The organism is Mangrovimonas sp. TPBH4 (genome assembly GCF_001280505.1).
In the GTDB taxonomy this organism is placed as follows: Bacteria; Bacteroidota; Bacteroidia; order Flavobacteriales; family Flavobacteriaceae; genus Mangrovimonas_A.
The window spans coordinates 1-18,668 of record NZ_LBIO01000058.1; the positions used below are offsets into that span (position 1 = coordinate 1).

General features: G+C 40.8%; 10 protein-coding genes. 8 read left to right on the forward strand and 2 right to left on the reverse strand.

The annotated features are described in order from the left end of the window. Both ZA05_RS14365 and treF read left to right on the forward strand, forming a co-directional pair. Positions 1–3,872: T9SS type B sorting domain-containing protein (locus tag ZA05_RS14365; protein WP_157514719.1), on the forward strand; the 3,872-nt coding region annotated here is incomplete at its 5' end. Between the two features lie 164 nt (positions 3,873–4,036). Beyond that, positions 4,037–5,623, forward strand: a complete 1,587-nt coding sequence (gene treF / locus ZA05_RS14370) for an alpha,alpha-trehalase TreF (RefSeq protein ID WP_053992383.1) — start codon at positions 4,037–4,039, stop codon at positions 5,621–5,623. 36 nt (positions 5,624–5,659) lie between these two features. Here the strand turns inward: treF and ZA05_RS14375 are convergent, their stop codons facing one another. Further along, positions 5,660–6,385, reverse strand: a complete 726-nt coding sequence (locus tag ZA05_RS14375) for an acetolactate decarboxylase (protein WP_053992384.1) — start codon at positions 6,383–6,385, stop codon at positions 5,660–5,662. Positions 6,386–6,519: 134 nt separating this feature from the next. Next, on the reverse strand, positions 6,520–7,365 hold the full coding sequence (locus ZA05_RS14380) for an MBL fold metallo-hydrolase (protein WP_053992385.1): 846 nt from the start codon (positions 7,363–7,365) through the stop codon (positions 6,520–6,522). Positions 7,366–7,578: 213 nt separating this feature from the next. On the opposite strand from ZA05_RS14380, the gene ZA05_RS14385 reads away from it, so the two are divergent. The 6 genes from ZA05_RS14385 to ZA05_RS14410 all read left to right on the forward strand — a co-directional run bounded on the left by ZA05_RS14385 (position 7,579) and on the right by ZA05_RS14410 (position 18,651). After that, positions 7,579–8,763 (forward strand): Pycsar system effector family protein, encoded by a 1,185-nt coding sequence (locus ZA05_RS14385; protein WP_053992386.1) that lies wholly within the window; start codon positions 7,579–7,581, stop codon positions 8,761–8,763. 11 nt (positions 8,764–8,774) lie between these two features. After that, positions 8,775–11,120, forward strand: coding sequence for a hypothetical protein (locus ZA05_RS14390; protein ID WP_053992387.1), 2,346 nt, complete (start codon positions 8,775–8,777; stop codon positions 11,118–11,120). 14 nt (positions 11,121–11,134) lie between these two features. Next, positions 11,135–14,791 (forward strand): metallophosphoesterase, encoded by a 3,657-nt coding sequence (locus tag ZA05_RS14395; RefSeq protein ID WP_053992388.1) that lies wholly within the window; start codon positions 11,135–11,137, stop codon positions 14,789–14,791. Positions 14,792–15,004: 213 nt separating this feature from the next. Continuing rightward, complete coding sequence (locus tag ZA05_RS14400; protein ID WP_053992389.1) at positions 15,005–16,480, forward strand: alkaline phosphatase PhoX; 1,476 nt, start codon at positions 15,005–15,007, stop codon at positions 16,478–16,480. A 121-nt stretch (positions 16,481–16,601) separates the two neighbouring features. Then, complete coding sequence (locus ZA05_RS14405; protein WP_053992390.1) at positions 16,602–17,303, forward strand: response regulator transcription factor; 702 nt, start codon at positions 16,602–16,604, stop codon at positions 17,301–17,303. Then, positions 17,293–18,651 (forward strand): HAMP domain-containing sensor histidine kinase, encoded by a 1,359-nt coding sequence (locus tag ZA05_RS14410; protein ID WP_053992391.1) that lies wholly within the window; start codon positions 17,293–17,295, stop codon positions 18,649–18,651. Before ZA05_RS14405 ends, ZA05_RS14410 begins: the two co-directional genes overlap by 11 nt. Positions 18,652–18,668 lie beyond the last annotated feature (17 nt).

Consider the following 18,668-nt stretch of genomic DNA (forward strand, 5'->3'; position numbering starts at 1 on the left):
TGGCCTCGCCACCAACCGATCTTGATATTTCCATTGCAACAACTGTGGACTGTACTACCGGAGGAGAGGCTGTTGTGAGTATTGGCTCTACCTTAGTAAGTACTGGGCCGTTCTATTTCAGCATCTACCAGGGACCGGTATCGGTATATCCAAACCCAGCGGGGTCATGGATTCCAGAGGATGCCCCTGGCAGCCAGTCGGCCACATTTACAGGCCTTACACCAGGAGTTTTATATACGTTTATAGTATATGATGCCTCAACCAACTGTAGTTATTACGAACCAGCCACAGAGGCAATTCCAACCAATTCCACCTTAACGGCAACAGCAGTAACTTCCAATAATATTACTTGTACTGGTAGTGCCGATGGAAATGTATCCTTTACAATTAACAGTTCTTATGGAACAGCTACCAATGTATCCTATGAGGTGTTTGATTCTATGACTTTAGTCTCTACAGGAATTACAGGATCAGGTTCTGTTCCTGCAGGAGGAAACATGACAGTAACAGAATTAGGTCCACTGCCTTTTGGAAACTACTATGTTTTAATTAGTGAAACTTCAGGTACTAATGCTGGTTGTAGTGTTGTAACGGTACCGTTCAATATTACGGAATCGGAAATTCCGTTGAGCCTAACGACCTCTGTAGATCAGAATGCCAACTGTAATGCCAATTCTGGATTAATCAGTGCCGTTGGACATGATGGAACAGCTCCTTACCAATACCAAATAACTACTACGGCAACAGCGCCTTTGGCAGCCGATACAGGATGGGCTTCGGCCAATACCTTCAATTTGGATGCAGGGGACTACTATGTACATGTGATGGATGCCTATGGCTGTATTGTAAGTAGTCCAGTGGTGGTATTACCTCAGGATGCAATTCCTTCAATTTCAGCATCGGTAAGCAATGAATGTCTGGACGTAGATGGGACTTTTGAAATACAGGTAACTTTGGATATAACTGGAATTGCTCCTTACAGCTATAGTATTGACGGTGGGGCCTTCCAGACACAGACGGCGCCGTTTACCATAACGAACCTAGCATCAGGAGACCATACGGTAGAGATAATGGATGCCAATGGTTGTGGGAACACGGTAACGGTAAGCATTGTAGCACCTTTGGTAATAACTCCAGAAGTAACTGCTTTACCTACTTGTAACAATGATGATGGTACACTGACCATTACAAATACAGGAGGTTCAGGAACATTTACCTATACCATCAGTCCAAACCCGGCCACGGCAACGCTGTCCGGTAATGTATACTCTGGACTGCCTTCTGGACTGTATACTGTTACGGTAACCGATACCGTAACTTCCTGTACGGAAGAGGTAAGTGTAAATTTACCAGAGGCCATATTGCCAAGCTTTACGACCACGCCAAGTACAGTAACCTGTTTTGGAGATGATACGGGCGCCTTCGATATCAACGTGTCTAATTACTCTGGAGCCTATACCTATGAAGTATTTGACAATGCCGGGGTATCGGTAACGGGAGCGGTTGCGGCCAATACGGCTACCAACCCACAAACGGTAACGGGCATGAATGCCGGTACTTTTACGGTGGTGATCACCGAAACGGACATTCCGTTCTGTTCTGCGACTTCCACAGTAGTAATAGGATCGCCTTCTGAAGAATTGACTTTAACGGCCACGGAAACTTCCAACGTAACCTGTACCGATGACCAGGGAACCATTACGGCTATTGCCGAAGGGGGATGGGGCAGTTATGAATATGAATTGACCGGAGCTGCAACGGTGGCCAATTCACCAAATGGAACCTTTACTGGGCTTTCAGCTGGAACTTATACGGTAAACGTTATGGATGCACAAGGCTGTATTGATTCTGTGGATGTAACTTTGGAAATTCCAGAGCCTATTGCTGCGACCTTTACACCGAGTACGACCATGCTGTCCTGTTTTGGAGACGAGAACGCTACAATTGTTGTAGACAACGTAACGGGCGGACAGGAAAGCAACTATACCTATACCTTAAATACACTGGCTCCTATAGCCAGTACCTCTGGTCCGCAGACCTCTAACGAGTTTGCCAACTTGGGGGCAGGGACCTACAACGTGACCATCACCGATGGTTATGGCTGTAGCACCACTTCTGTGGACATTGCCATCTCCGAGCCTACGGCCATCGAGGCGAGTTTGGTGAAGAGTGCCTCGCCAACCTGTCTGAACGATGGGGAGCTTACCCTGAGCGCTACGGGCGGAACGGGAGCCTATACCTATAGTGATACCAGTGCCTTTACAACAGTATTGGGATCGTTCACATCCTCTATATCCTTTACGGTACCGGCGGGAAGCTATGAATATTACGTTATGGATGCCAATGGATGTATAGCGATAGTATCCAATGAGATCACCATAGATCCGCTTCCAGAGTTGACTATCGAGTTGGCCTCTACCAACCCGACCATCAACTGTGCGGGCGACAACAACGGAACCATTGTTGCCGTTGCCGAGGGAGGTCTGGGTAACTATGTCTATACCTTGCAGGATGCCGCCGGCAATGCCATCCCAACTGCGGTACAGGATACCCCAGGGGTGTTTACGGAACTCTTGGCAGGTACCTATACGGTACATGTGCAGAGCGGTGATTGTGAAAGCACTTCAGCGACCATCACTATTACCGAACCCAATGCGCCATTGGAAGCAACCTTTGAGATCAACAACGTAGCCTGTTACGGTGGTAATGACGGTTCTTTGGAGATTACCGCTACGGGAGGGACCGGCATCATCAAGTATGCCATCTCCCCACAGATGGACCAGTTCTTCGAGACCAATGTGTTCGAGAACCTTTGGCCAGGGGACTACGAGGTGATCGTTCAGGACGAGCTGGGCTGTTATGTAATGTTCAGCTTTACCATTACAGAGCCTGAGCCGTTGATCGTGAGCATCGTGCCCGATTCTATATTGCCAACACCATGTGAGGGCGATAACGACGGAGAGTTCAGTATCGAGATCTCCGGAGGAACGGCGCCATACAGCGTAAGCTTGGATGAGTACGAGGGACCGTATACCACGGGAGCTGCTGGTCAGACCGTTTTTGACTTTACTGGATTGGCCGGTGGAGACCATATTGTATATGTTCAAGATAGCATGGGCTGTGAGTCGGAGTGGAACATCACTTTCCCTGAGTCCGTGAACCTTGACCCTCTGTTGGAAGTGGAATACGTATGTATCGACAACTTCTCCACAAATGTTGTGACGGTATTGATAGACGAGAGCGTGGATCCTGCCGAAGTGGACTACTCCTTGAACGGTGGTCCTTACCAGGTGAGCAATGTGTTCGAAAATGTACCTCCGGGAACCGACCACTATATAGAGGTACGCCATACAAATGGCTGTATCCAGACCACGGAGTTCTTTGATATTGGTGTGTTCATGCCAGTGGATTTGGCCCTTAACGAAGGGGACCAGAACCAGATCGTAGCCTTGGCCACGGGAGGTAACGGAGAGTATACCTTTACCCTTAACGATGAGGACTACGGTAGTGAGAATACCTTTATGATTTCCGAAACGGGAGAATATTTGGTCACTGTTACCGATAGCAATGGTTGTGTGGCAGAGGCTAGAATCTTCCTTGAATACATAGACCCATGTATCCCAAACTACTTTACCCCTAACGGTGACGGTATCCAGGACACTTGGGCGCCTTGTACGGATGACTTCCCGAATCTGGAGTTTGATATCTACGACAGGTATGGCCGTAAGGTGGGTACCTATCACCAAGGACAGTACTGGGACGGAAGGTACAAAAACCAAGAGCTGCCAACGGGTGACTACTGGTACGTAGTAAGGCTGAACAGTTCAAATAACGACAGAGAGTTTGTTGGACATTTTACGCTGTATAGATAGTATTATAAAATTGTCATAAGGACATAAAAAGCTGAGTTTTCAGATTAAGGTGTATACGTGACTGTGTACAGAGGAGCTGCCCTAAAAGGCAGCTTCTCATTTTTTGTAGGTTTAATCATATCTGAAAAAAAAACGTATTTTAAAGGAAGCTAAAGCCTAATTTTATGAGATTTTACATTTATGTGCTTTGTTTTTTGTTGTGGTCCTGCAAAGAGGAAGCAACTTCAATTGTTTTACCTTCAGAGGCACAAAAAGTATCGTATCAACCACCAAGCGCATTGTTGAAAGATTTATTTGTGGAGGTGCAATTGTCGGATGTGTTTGGAGATAGTAAGACTTTTGTGGATTGTACAGCTGAACTACCTTACGATTCCATTTTAGGAATATACCATAGAGAAAAAACGCTACACAATTTTAGGCTAGACAATTATGTAAATAGATATTTTATTCGTCCGGAGGTACAGCAGAGGAGCTTTGGGTATGATTCTTTACGAACTGCTAAAGAACATATAGAGGCCTTGTGGTCCTTCCTAAGCCAAACAGCGGATACAACGCATAAAATGAATAGTTTGATACCTCTGCCAAATGCCTATATAGTACCAGGCGGGCGTTTTCGGGAAGTGTATTATTGGGATTCCTATTTTACTATGTTGGGTCTGGCTGAAAGTGGGAAGTTTGAAACCATTGAAGCCATGTTGGACAACTTTGCCTATCTCATTGAGGTTTTCGGGCATATACCTAATGGCAATCGCAGTTATTATATCTCAAGGTCGCAACCCCCATTTTTCTCACAAATGATTGTGCTTTTTGCAAGTTACAAAGGCGATGATGTCTATATGAAATATCGGGCAGTATTACGGAAGGAATACGAGTATTGGATGACTTATGAAGGTTCAGATACAGCTTATCAACATGCAGTTTCAACGGAATTTGGATTAATGAATCGTTATTATGATGCCTTAAATCAACCAAGGGATGAATCGTATAAAGAGGACTACAATCTTAAGAAAGAAGGAACAATCGATACCCTATTTTACAGACAAATTAGAGCTGCGGCGGAGTCTGGTTGGGATTTTAGCTCCCGTTGGTTGATGGATGCTTCCCATTTAAATACCATGCATACATTGGAAATACTTCCTGTTGATCTCAATGCTTTGCTTTTTGGAATGGAAGGGGTATTGATTAAGTGTTTTGCCAAAGACGATTCTAATTTTGTGGCAGAATTAAAAAGGAGTCAGCAAAACAGAAAGGAGTTCTTAAATTCTTTGAGTTGGAATGAGGCCAAAGGTGTTTTTGAAGATTATAATTGGCGCACGCAACAACCAACAGGACGCTTATCCCTAGCCATGGTGTATCCACTGTATTTTAAAATGACGTCACAGGAACAGGCCGATGCCATTGCCAGTGTTATTTCAGGACAATTCTTGAAACCAGGAGGAGTGGTCACAACCAATTTCCATACAGGTGAGCAGTGGGATGCGCCAAATGGCTGGGCTCCCTTACAATGGATGACGGTAATAGGATTGGAGAATTACGGGCACTACACCTTGGCCAAAACCATTATGGAACGATGGGTAGCCCTTAACGAAAGGGTATATGGGGCTACAGGAAAATTTATGGAGAAGTACAATGTGGAAGACTTAAGCTTGGAAGCTGGAGGAGGGGAATATCCTCTGCAAAATGGTTTTGGATGGAGTAATGGTGTTTATTTAGCCTTTAAGAAGAAATTGAAAGAAGAAGCCTATAAATAACGGATTCATCAAAGAATTGGTTTCGCTTATTGGAATTTAAAGTTTCGGTAAATACAGCGTCATTTTGTCTATTTCAACAGCATCTAAATGGCCCATTTTTTGACGGTCTTTGGTAATTAGGTGCATGTGCATGAAGGAGTCATGGTGTGTAAAGATTCCTTGGTGCTCTGTAGAAAAGAACCCAACGATGTCTACAGTTTCATTTTCCAATGGATAATTAACCTGACCTTGATGTGCCTCTTTAGGAGAGGACACTTTAGAACCCTCTGGCAAATTTTGTATATGGATGGTTGCGTTGTTAACAGTACCTTGCAGTTTAAAGGTAAAAGGCCGTTTAAATGCTTTGGTATTACTGTCTATAAACAACTCCAATTGCGATATTGTTTTTAAGGAAGCGGGCAGTTCAATGGTTTCCCATTCCTGTATGTTGGTATGGACAAAAAATGGTGCTGACACATTATAGGTTTCTTCTACTGCCATGGTAGAATCTGAAGTTACTTTGGAAACATAGCTGTGCCCGTCAAAGATAAGCAATTCACCCGTTAGATAACTTTTAGGGCCAAGACCATACAACCCACGCTTGTTGGATATGGTATCCAATAGAATAGCTCCTTCCAAAGCACCATCCCACATGACATTTTTCATGGCGCGAACAATGGCTATATCTGGATAGGTATCGGAAACAAATGAAGTTTTTGTGTCTGCTTTGCAACCTAGGAGGATTAGGGTTATTGTTCCTAAGAGGAGCGTTTTGTAATTCATGTTAATCTGGGTGTTGTATTTTCAGTAAAAATAAGAACCTATTTCGAATTTTTAAAGTAGTATTTTAGAAATGTTTTATGTATATATTGTTTGATATGAGGGTGTTAAGGTAGTTTGTTTAAAGTACTAATTACCTATTGGCCAATAGATTTCTCCATAAGAATACGCCACACATTCATGGGGAGCCATAGGTTGTAATTTTTTAGATGGGCGTATTGAGGTAGTTTTACGGCATAAGGAATGTCAAAAAAAGGCGTATTGTTGGCCAATTCCTTATCAATAGCAGCATACAAAGCCTTGAAATATTCCTGCATAAAAGTAACATCGTTTCTGTTGCCATCCACTCGCATATGCGACATGTATACCTTTTCAAATTTCAACTTTTGGATTTGTTCCAAGCTTTCTACCCAATGCTTGGGTTTGGCATCTGGCAAATAGGCGTAAAGAACCCTATCGGGAACCACAAGATCTACAATAAAAACTGCGTTGTGCTCTGCAAAGCGAAATACAGTCATCCCCGCACCATGGTTGGGGCCAAAATAGAAAAGTTCTAGCACTTGACCGTTTTCAAAATCATAAGAGGTGGTGTTGCCTTGCCAAGTCTCGGTTGGAGTGATAACAGCATTATTGGGTGCAATGTTGTTTTTGGCTTCTATATGGCTGATGAATTTAGTGTCAGTATTTTGGAACACCTTGCCACCACTAATATGGTCCCAATGGTTATGGCTATAAAATACTGTGGAAATGGGTTTGTTGGTTACTTTTTTTATGGCTGCTAAAGTAGCTTGAGCTCTTGTAGAATCTAAGGGGTCTATGACAATAACGGATGCTTCCGTGATATAAAAACAAGAAAAGGTACGGTCTCCCACAAAATAAAGGTTGTCTGCCACTTGAAACGTTTTTATGTCCTGTGCAAATGCTTCCAAAAGTGAAAATGCAAAGCAAACCACCAGTGCAATTATGTGTTTAGCCTTTGTCATATGATAAGTGTTGTGGATTTAGGGCTAAATTAATGAAATAAATAATGGTCCAAAGGTTAATCTGCAATGCGATATTTTCAAGGGATTTTATTTCTCGGCGTATTCTAATCATTTCTTTTTCAAAAGAATTATAAAATGTTAGGTTGCTACTGCTTGAGTGTGACCAAAGTTACCAAGGGGATTTTTGTAGCCAAATTTCATTATCTTTAATTTATGAAAGAAGAACTCTTACAGCAATCGGAAGACTTTGTGAGTCAGCTTTTTGAAACGAAACTGTCCCCTAAAAACTTTTATCACAACATAGAACATACGTGTAGAGTGGTAGAAGCGGTTACGCAATTGAGTGCCAAGGAGGGCCTTAATGACACGGATGCTTTTTGGTTGAAAATGGCTGCTTGGTTTCATGATACCGGATTTATTGAAAAGGATTTAGGACATGAGGAGGCAAGTGCCGCTTTGGCCAGGGAATTTTTAGAGTCAAAGCAAGTGGCCCAAGAGGATATAACAAAAGTGGAGCAATTGATTTTGGCCACCAAAATGGATCGTAAGCCCAACAATGCTCTGGAGGGTGTGATAAAGGATGCCGATTGTGGACATGTGGCGTCTGAAGCTTTTTTCGAGATTTCTGAAAAGTTGCGACGTGAGGAAAAATACAAAAAGGAACAGGAGATTTCTGAATTGGAATGGCTGCTACAGAACAAGCAGTTTATGGATAAGCACCAATTTTACAGTAAGCATGCCCTTTCCAAATGGCAGCCCATCAAGGAAATGAACAACTTTGAGCTGGACCAAAAAATCACAAAGATAGAGGAGAAACAGCGTAATAAAACCAAAAACAAGGGCTTAGGGAGGGGAGTAGAGACCATGTTTAGGGTGACGCTTAAAAACCATATAGAGCTTAGTGCCATAGCCGATACCAAGGCGAATATTTTACTATCTGTAAACGCGATCATCATTTCGGTGGCGCTTTCTAGTTTGGTGCCAAAGTTGGACAATGCGTCCAATTCATTTTTGGTGTATCCTACGCTTATTTTAATGGTGTTTAGTGTTGCTTCTGTGGTATTGTCGGTTTTGTCTACACGTCCCAATATTTCTGACGATGCCAACTTTAATGAGACTTTAACACGTGAATTGATCAAGTCCAAAAAGACCAATTTGTTGTTTTTTGGTAACTTTTATAAAATGTCTTTGCAAGATTTTGAGTGGGGCATCGACTATTTGATGCAAAACGAAGACATACTTTACAATTCAATGACCAGAGATTTGTACTATCTGGGATTGGTCTTAGAACGTAAGTACCGCTTGCTGCGTATCACGTATACGGTATTCATGATAGGCATTATTGTTTCGGCATTGTCGTTTGTAGTGAGTTATCATTTTTTGGCAGATATTAAATAATACAGTAGCCTATGGAAAAGTTCAACACAGGACCATTTAAACCAATTATTTCATTTAGATATTTAAAGGAGCGCTACGAGACTTTGTTGTCATCCAATAATCCTATGGAGCGCTTTCAGGCGGAGCAGGTAATGGCTATTTTTGAACAGTGTCCAGCTTTGGTTAGCGGGAGTAGTTCTGCCGAGGAATTTAATGTGTACCGCAAAGAAATTGATCAGGTAATGTCCTTTTTGTTCCCTTCGGTGTTGGGAAGTAATGAAATCAAGGTAGCCGTATTTCCCTATTCCAATCAGTTTTTTTATGTGTCCCAAAGGTTTAATGATATTAACAGTCAAACTAGCTCAGATACCGGTGAAGCATTCAGAAAACTGTATAAGGAATCTGAAGAGGCCTTAAACATTATGCCCTACGCCATTATTCTCAATAAACATTATGGTTTTAATGTAGATTTTGGAAGGCCTAAACAAATTGGCTTGCAGGATAAGGAAGGGAATACTCGTGTATACAGGGTGACCTATAATGCCGATTTTTTGGATATCTATCCCAATACCAATGCTATTGAGATTACAGAGGATATTTTGGATGAATTGTTGACCAATGCCCATGACACGAGTGTTTGGAGTCGTTATTTTCCAAAAAATTCATGGACCGTGGAAGGTTTTGGAATTGTAAACATGATTGATGTAACATTAGACCATCAAATCGAGGCCTTTAAAACGCACCTTATTCAACCTGGAAAAGAAAGTTACGAAGCCATTGTTGAAGATATTAGGAAGATTTTTGGCATTGAGGACCTAGAGGTTGGAAGTTATAAAGTGGATGGCAATCAACTATTGCCACCTTTTGATAAAGGATTTGGAGCGCTTACATTGAAAAGAGGTGATAAGCTTACCTGTAGTAATTATGCCTGTAAATATATTTACGAACGCTTGTTTGTAGAGCACCAACCGGTGATAATTCCAAATATAGAACGCTACCAAAAGGAATCCAAGAGCAATAGGTTGAGAGATACCCTTGTAGAAAAGCAATTGAAGAGTGCCGTACTCTTGCCTATGGTAATTGATGGTGAGCTTCAGTTTATCATTGAGTTGGCTACTTTTAAAGCCAATCAGCTTAATGCCATTAATATGGTGAAGTTGGACAGCATTATGCCTTTTATTTTGAGTTATGTAAAACGTACCATTACGGAATATGAAAATGAAGTGAGTGCCGTGATACAAAACGAATGTACCTCCATACACCCTTCGGTGCAATGGCGCTTTGTGGAAGAGGCCAACGCATACATTCAAAATAAAAGTTTGGGAGAATCGCCCACATTTCATGAAATTGTCTTTGAAAATGTATATCCATTGTATGGCCAAATAGATGTGGTAGGGTCTTCGGATGCAAGAAATAGCGCCATTAAACAAGATTTGCTACTGGCCTTGCAACAGTCCAAAAACATCCTTCAGGAATTGATCGCAGTACAAAACATGCCATTTTATGAGCAGTTGGTATACCAAATCGATAAACATATTTTTGAGTTGGAAGCAGACTTTCATAGCAATACGGAACAGGAAATTCACCTGTTCTTTGATGAACATATATTGCCTCTGTTTGAGCATTTGGAGGCTTCTAATACTCAGACTGATTCAGTTAGGGCCTTTTTAAAATCTCTTGATGAGGAAACAGGATCCCTTTATGTAGCTAGAAAGAATTATGACCATTCCATAAACCTCATTAATAAAAAGCTTTCTGCCTTTTTGGATAAACAACAGGAAATGGCCCAGGCTATTTTTCCGCATTATTTTGAAAAGTTCAAAACAGACGGTATTGAACACAATATGTATGTTGGGCAATCCATAGCCGAACATGGCAATTACCATGAGTCGGTGTTGTATAATCTAAGGTTGTGGCAACTTCAAGTGATGTGTGAAATGGAAGCCATGTACTATGAGCAGCATAGTAAATTCCCGGTAAAGTTGGATGTGGCCTCATTGATTTTGGTGTACGATGTGCCTTTGACCATACGCTATCGTATTGACGAAAAGCATTTTGATGTGGATGGAGCATATAATGTGCGATACGAAATGATTAAAAAGCGCATTGATAAGGCGTATATAAAAGGTACCAATGAACGCCTCACTCAGCCGCATAAATTATGTGTGGTATATTCCAGCAATGAGGTGGAACAGGAGTACCTCAATTATTTTGAATTTTTACAATCTAAAAATTACATAGGCAATTCCATAGAAATTGTGGAATTGGAAGAACTTCAAGGAGCCAGTGGGATTAAGGCATTAAGGGCAGAGATCAATCCAGACCTTCAGAAGTTGGACAGCTTGGCATCGATTGCCGATTTGGAAGTTTCCCTATGAGATGTTCTTTTTGTATGAAGTATAAACTACTTGTTTTCCTTTCGGTATTTTTTGTTGGTTGTGCGAGCCATCGTTATTTTTATGAAGCACCCCAACCAGAACAGATTCAGCATGTAGATAAAGAGACCTTGAATGTGTTTTTAATTGGGGATGCGGGAAAACCCGATGATGATGGAGGAGCCTCGAGATCCTTGAAGGCTTTGTACAACAACTTTCAAGCAGCCGATGAAGATGACATTTTGATGTTTTTGGGTGACAACATTTATCCCAAGGGATTTCCAAACAAAGGACACAAGGGATACGAGGCAGCTAAAAAGGCATTAAAATTACAAACTGATATCGCTTCTAAATTTCCAGGGAAAGTATATTTTATTCCCGGTAACCATGATTGGTATAGTGGTCTTGACGGATTAAAGCGTCAGGAAAAATTTGTAGAAAAGGAGCTTGGTAAAAACACCTTCCAACCAGAAAATGGCTGTCCCTTTGAAAAGGTGAACCTCAATGACGATGTGGTACTGCTGATTGTAGACTCGCAATGGTACATAACCAATTGGAACAAACACCCAACAATTAATGACGATTGCGAGATCAACACCAGGACGCGGTTTTTGGAGGAGTTCAGGAGTGAAATCAAAAAGGCGAGGGGAAAGACCACTTTGGTAGCTATTCATCACCCCTTGTTTACCAACGGACCCCACGGAGGGCAGTACACCTTTTGGGATCATATGAAACCCTTACCTGGTTTAGGAACTTTTAAAAATATTCTCCGGAGTACTTCCGGCATTTCCAATGCCGATATTTCCAATTGGTTTTATAACGATTTGCGAAAAAACCTGATTGCGGCATCCCAACATAATGATAAGGTTATCTTTTTATCTGGTCATGAGCATAGCATACAGTTTCTTCAGCGTGATAATTTAACGCAGATCATTAGTGGTTCCGGTTCAAAAGAAACAGGTGTAAGACATCGAGAAGGAGATTTTGGTTGGGGAGAGTATGGGTTTGCATTATTGAACATCCATAAAGACCAGTCTACCGACGTTCAGTTTTTTGAAACATATTCGAATAACTGTGTATTTAAAAAGGAAATTCACCAAGCTAAAGCACACACAAGTATTAATTATCCAAAGCAATTTCAGGATTCCACTAGCGCTTCATTGTATTCAAAAGAGGAAACCGATAAATCCAAATTTTATAAATTTCTATGGGGAGAACGCTATAGAGAGTATTATAGCATGCCGGTTACGGCCAAAACCGTCAATTTGGATACCTTGTTTGGAGGGCTAACTCCTATAAGAAAAGGGGGAGGCACACAATCACGATCCCTGCGTTTGGAGGATGCCGAAGGCAAGCAATATGTGATGAGGGCAGTTCGTAAAAGTGCCACACAATACATTCAGGCTTCCATGTTCAAGGATCAATATGTGGAAGGGCAATTTGAGGACACCGCCAGTGAAAAGTTGGTCTTGGATGTTTTTACAGGAGCCCATCCGTATGCCCCTTTAACTGTGGGAACCTTATCTGATGCTGTTGGTGTGTATCATTTGAATCCGAAATTGTACTATATCCCAAAGCAAAACGCGTTACAGGATTTTAATGATGACTTTGGGAATGAACTCTACCTCTTGGAAGAGCATGCTTCTGAAGGGCATATGCATCTCGCAGGGGAAAGTTTTACGGGAGACATCATCAGTACTTTGGACGTCATCGAAGAAGTGCATTCCGATGAAGATGTGAAGATTGACCAAGAGCAGTTTGTACGCTCCAGATTGTTTGATATGCTTATTGGCGATTGGGATCGCCACCATGACCAATGGCGTTGGATGGAATTCAAGGAGGACGGCAAAAAAGTCTATCGAGCTTTGCCGAGGGATCGCGACCAATCTTTCAGTATGATGTCCGAAGGCTTTATGTTGGGTGCAGGCGTGACCTTGATACCGGCAGCCCGTGTATTGAGATCATATACACCGGATTTGAAAGATGTAAAAGGTGTCAATGCGGAGCCTTTTCCTTTGGATATGGCATTTTTAGTGGATGTGGATAAATCGGTTTGGGATGCTCAAGTGGCTTATATCCAGAAACACATTACCGATGAGGTGATAGAGGAAGCCTTTGTTCATTTTCCAAAAGAAGTTCAGGATGAAACCATAGATAGAATCAAAGGTATTTTAAAACAGCGTCGCACCAATTTACAGGTGATTTCCGATAGGTATTATAAGTTGATAAGTCGATTTGGTGTGGTGACAGCGACCAATAAGGACGATTATATTTTGGTGGAAGCTATGGAGGATGGCAAGATTGAAGTAAGTGTGCTAAGGAAAAAGGACGGAACGGTAAAAGACCAATTTCACCATAGAATTTATGATCCTGAAGAAACCAAGGAGATATGGATTTATGGATTGGATGATGACGATACTTTTGAAGTGAAAGGCAAAAGTAAACGGATTAAAATTCGTTTGATTGGAGGACAGAACAATGATGAATTTATCGTAGATAAAGGAAAAAATGTGGTCATCTATGATTATAAATCCAAGAAGAACGATTTGAGTCAGGCCAAGAAAGCTCATATCAAATTAAGAGATGACTACGAAACCAATGTTTACGATTACAAAAAGGTCAAGAACAACACCAATCAATTAATCCCAATTGTGGGAGCCAACCCAGATGATGGTTTGAAAATAGGTGTTGCGGATACCTATACCAAATATGGCTTTGAAAGAAATCCATTTACCTCGCAGCATAAGTTTCGGGCAGCCTATTATTTTGCTACAGATGGCTATGAATTGTTGTACCACGGGGAGTTTGCCAACGCCGTGGGAGGTTTGAATGTACGTTTGAATGCAGGGTTCCAAAGTCCCAATTACACTCTGAACTTTTTTGGCTACGGTAATGAAACTTCAAATTATGACGATGATTTCGGTCTGAACTACAATCGTGTAAAAGTGCGGTCCTTCCTTATAGCACCAGGTTTGGTATGGAATTCCAAGAGAGGAAGTGAAATCAGTTTTGCTGTAGGATATGAATCTATTGAGGTACATGACACAGAAAATAGGTACGTGTATGAACAGAGTGGAGAATTACCGGAGTACATTTTTGATGAAGTTCAATTTGGTGGACTTAATGCTCGCTATCATTTTGTTAATTATGATAATAAAGCCTATCCAACTATGGGCTTGTTGTTTGATTTGAATTTAGGTTATAAGCAAAACCTAGATACAAATGGAAGGGACTATGGCTACCTAATTTCCAAATTGGGAATTGCCCATAAACTCAATCACTCTGGGAAGTTGGTATTGGCAACTACCTTAAAGGGACATGTGAATATGGGGAACGATTTTGAATTTTACCAAGCGGCTGCTATAGGTGGCTTGGACGGTTTAAGAGGTTTCCGGAACCAACGCTTTACGGGGAAAACAGCCTTTTATCAGAATACAGATGTGCGATATAGCTTCAGTAATTTAAAAACAGCTTTGGTTCCTATCAAAATTGGGATGTACGGAGGTTTTGATTATGGACGGGTTTGGTGGACCAATGAAGATTCTGATAGATGGCACAATTCATATGGAGGAGGCCTGTTTGTAAACGGTGCCGATTTGCTCACTGCCAATCTTGGGATATTTGGTTCAGTAGATGGGCCTCGTGTTGCCTTTGGACTAGGTTTTGGGTTTTAATAGTTGTGTAAAGGGATTTCGTTATTGAATTTTACTTTTTTAACTGATTGATAGTGTTTTATTTGGAACGATTTTAAACAGTTCCTTAAAATTTACATTGATAACATTTTCGAAACAATTTTTTCATTTAATACCAATTTTTAGTTAACCACAGGGAGGATTTGTTGAAATATTTTTATGAAAACATTAATCCATTCTAAAAACTAAAAAAAAATGAAAAAATTTTTCTTTTTATCGTCTTTGGCAGCTTGTTCATTGTTGTCCTGTGACAATGAGGTAGCTAAAGAAGAGCTGGCTCAAAATGTAGAGGTTGCTTCTGCAGCAAAAAAGCCGGGAACCATCCAATTCCAAAGTTATTCTTCTACACCCTCTTTATTAGAGGTGAAACCTAGGTTCAAAAACATTGAAATCTATCCTATTTTATCTTCCGAGGATGTCCTTGAAAACTCTCCTGAGTTCGTTTACGGGTCCATGGCAGATGGTGCAGGTTTGTTGAAAAACGATGATGGTACTTATACATTGATCAATAATATTGAGGCTGATTATTCTATTGCTAGAATTACCTTGAATGAAAACTTTAAGCCAATTCATGGTGAATATATTTTAAATGCTGAAGCAACGGGGTCTACCGCACAGTGTTCAGGATCTTTGATTACTCCAGAAGAGCATGGTTTCGGACCACTTTACCTTTCTGGAGGTGAATGGGGAGGAGCTTCCAAAGGAGTATTTGTAACCAATCCTTATAAAGATGCCAACGATGCTTCTGTAGCCACTATGTTACCTGCTATGGGGCAATGGTCTACAGAAAATGCGGTGGCAATTGGTAAGGATGCCTATCCAGGAAAAACGGTTGTGTTTATTGGAGATGACCATTCAGACAACGTGGTACCTTCAGGTCAATTAGGTATGTATGTTGGTAATATGGGAGATTTGGACGGAGGAAACCTTTATGGCTTGAAAGTGACAGATCCTAGTGTGGAATTTGAAATGGACATGGAACAAGGCCAATCATATCCAATGGAGTTTGTACAATTGGAAGAAACTGAGATCAACCTTTTGGATGCAGAATGTAAAGCTAAAGGAGTGATGGGATTCTCTAGGTTGGAAGATATCGATTGGAGAAAAGGTTCGGCAGAAAACAACAGAGAAATCTATTTCTGTGTGACAGGAAGAAAAAAGAACGATTTGGTAGGGAAAGGTTCTATCTATGGTCGTGTTTATAAAGTAACTTTAAACCCAGAAGATCCAACACAAGCAGGTGCCATTACTTGTATTTTGGATGGTGATGTTGTAGATGGAGAGGCTAAAAGATTCCATAGTCCAGATAATATTGTGGTAACTGAAAATTATATCTACATCCAAGAAGATCCAAATGGATATTGGGATTCTGCAGACAAGCAGCATTTTGCGTCCTTGTATGAGTACAGCTTAAATTCTCACCAATTGAACACCGTTTTGGAGTGTAACCAAACAGAAGCTGAAGCTTTAGGTTATGGTACGACTAACAATGCTTGGGAAATTACAGGAATGATTGACATATCAGATGTTGTGGGAGTTGATAAAACCTTCCTTTTAATTACTCAGAACCACGGTTGGGTAGATCCAAGTTTTACAGATCCTAATGCCAATCCTGTAACAGCTTCCAGTGAAGGAAGTATGTTGTATGTTGTTAAAGGATTGAAAAGATAAATTGAGCTTTTTGAATATCCAAATGCCTGACTCCATAGTCGGGCTTTTTTGTTTTTAAGAGGGATCTCAACAATGTTTATCTTAAAAAAATGAACTATTTTAGAGATACTAAATTGAGTCTATGGAGGTTAAGAGTATCCTAATTGTTGAAGACGAATACAATGTTGCTACATCTTTGAAAAAGGGGTTGGATGAATCAGGGTTTGAGGCTGTAATAGCTTATGATGGATCCACTGCTTTTGAGTTGCTGAAGCAAAAAAAAGTAGACTTAATCTTATTGGATGTCATCCTTCCTGGAATGAACGGTTTTGATATTTCCAAAGAAATCAAGACTATGGGGTTTGGGCATATTCCAATTATTTTTCTTTCTGCTTTGGGTACTACCGAGAACATTGTGAAAGGATTGGATACAGGAGCCGATGACTACATGACCAAACCCTTTAAGTTTTCAGAATTATTGGCCCGAATAAGGGCGGTCTCCAGACGCCATCAAAAAAAGGCAGTGACAAGTTCTGTTCTGTCTATTTCCGATTTGGAATTGAATTTAGATACAAAAATCGCCTCTAGGTGTGGCAAGGAAATTAAGTTAACCTCTACAGAATACCGTTTGTTGGAGTATTTTTTGAAAAACAAAAACAAGGTGCTTTCTAGAGTTGATTTGTTGGAGAATGTTTGGGATATCAATTTTAATATGGGGACCAATGTTGTAGATGTGTACGTCAACTATCTTCGAAATAAAATCGATAAGCAGTTTGAGTCTAAACTAATCCATACCGTTGTGGGAATGGGCTATATTTTAAAAGTAGTGGAAGATGAAGATTAGGAATAAAATAGCCTTAATCTTTATGGCATTGGCCGGTACCATGCAATTATTGGCATTTATACTGGTGTATTTTTTTGCTGAAAACCATATGGACGAAAGTTTCAAGGACCGGTTGGCAAAAAGGGCCTCCATAGCTGCAAAGGCTTATGCTGATAAAGATGAACTCAATACAGCCATTTATGAGGATATTCGTAACAAACATTTGCAGAAGCTGCCTGAGGAAAGGGAATATATTTTCCCGATTAAAGGAGGTGATTTAATTGAAAGTAAGCAGGATATTCCAGTTGAGGTCATGAAAAACCTCAAAAAGGGAGTGGTATATCATGGTAAGATTCAAAAGGTCTATTACGTTGGGAGTATTCAAGAAGATAATCAAGGGGATTTTAAATTAGTATTATCAGCAATTGATGTTTACGGTGAATTAGGCCTGAAGAAACTTCGAAATACGTTGATTGTAATTTATTTATTGAGTAATGTTTTGTTGTTCTTTTTAGGAAGGTATTTTGCCAGCAAATTGCTGAGTCCTCTTTCCAAAATAATCAAGAAAACCAATTCCATTAGAGCCAGTAATCTGTATGAACGGTTGGCAGTTAAGAATAACAAGGATGAATTGAACGAACTGTCCAAAACCATCAACGATATGTTGGATAGATTGGAAACCTCCTTTGAGGTACAAAGCAATTTCATCAATAATGCTTCCCATGAACTTAAAAGCCCGTTGACGGCTATTTTAACACAAACCGAAATTGCCTTGATAAAGGAGAGGAATCCTGAAGAGTATCAAAATACGCTTAAAGGTATCGAACAGGAAGCGCAGCGCTTGGATTTGTTGATAAACAGCCTGTTGAAGTTTGCCCAAACCAATCAAGAAAACAAGGGGCTTATACAAGATGTGAGATTGGACGAACTGGTGATGGAGGTAATGCAGAGTATGGATTTGGTCCGTCCAGAGCACAAAATTGAATTGGATTTAAGTAGCATTCCTGAGGATCCTGATGCTTTGGTTGTTCAGGGCAATTATGGACTGCTTAAAATAGCGCTAAACAATGTCTTGGACAATGCCTGTAAGTTTTCAGACAATAAAAAGGTGATAGTCAAAATTACCTCCAACGTGGAGGGCTCCAAAATTACGGTAACAGACCAAGGGGTAGGGATTCCTTCTCAAGACATCAAAAACATTTACGAACCATTTTTTAGGGGCTCCAATGCTCGAAACGTGAAAGGCTATGGATTTGGGCTGCCATTCACCAACAAAATATTAAAACTGCACGATGGCCACATCGAAGTTTATTCCGAAGAAGGGAAAGGAACTATTGTCACTTTAATTATTCCTCACAGGTCATTTTGATAGTGTATCTGTAATAT

Excerpts from the sequence above, each read along its gene's own strand:
- treF (WP_053992383.1), top strand. The coding sequence starts at position 4,037 with ATGAGATTTTACATTTATGTGCTTTGTTTTTTGTTGTGGTCCTGCAAA.
- ZA05_RS14375 (WP_053992384.1), bottom strand. The coding sequence starts at position 6,385 with ATGAATTACAAAACGCTCCTCTTAGGAACAATAACCCTAATCCTCCTA.
- ZA05_RS14380 (WP_053992385.1), bottom strand. The coding sequence starts at position 7,365 with ATGACAAAGGCTAAACACATAATTGCACTGGTGGTTTGCTTTGCATTT.
- ZA05_RS14385 (WP_053992386.1), top strand. The coding sequence starts at position 7,579 with ATGAAAGAAGAACTCTTACAGCAATCGGAAGACTTTGTGAGTCAGCTT.
- ZA05_RS14390 (WP_053992387.1), top strand. The coding sequence starts at position 8,775 with ATGGAAAAGTTCAACACAGGACCATTTAAACCAATTATTTCATTTAGA.
- ZA05_RS14395 (WP_053992388.1), top strand. The coding sequence starts at position 11,135 with ATGAAGTATAAACTACTTGTTTTCCTTTCGGTATTTTTTGTTGGTTGT.
- ZA05_RS14400 (WP_053992389.1), top strand. The coding sequence starts at position 15,005 with ATGAAAAAATTTTTCTTTTTATCGTCTTTGGCAGCTTGTTCATTGTTG.
- ZA05_RS14405 (WP_053992390.1), top strand. The coding sequence starts at position 16,602 with ATGGAGGTTAAGAGTATCCTAATTGTTGAAGACGAATACAATGTTGCT.
- ZA05_RS14410 (WP_053992391.1), top strand. The coding sequence starts at position 17,293 with ATGAAGATTAGGAATAAAATAGCCTTAATCTTTATGGCATTGGCCGGT.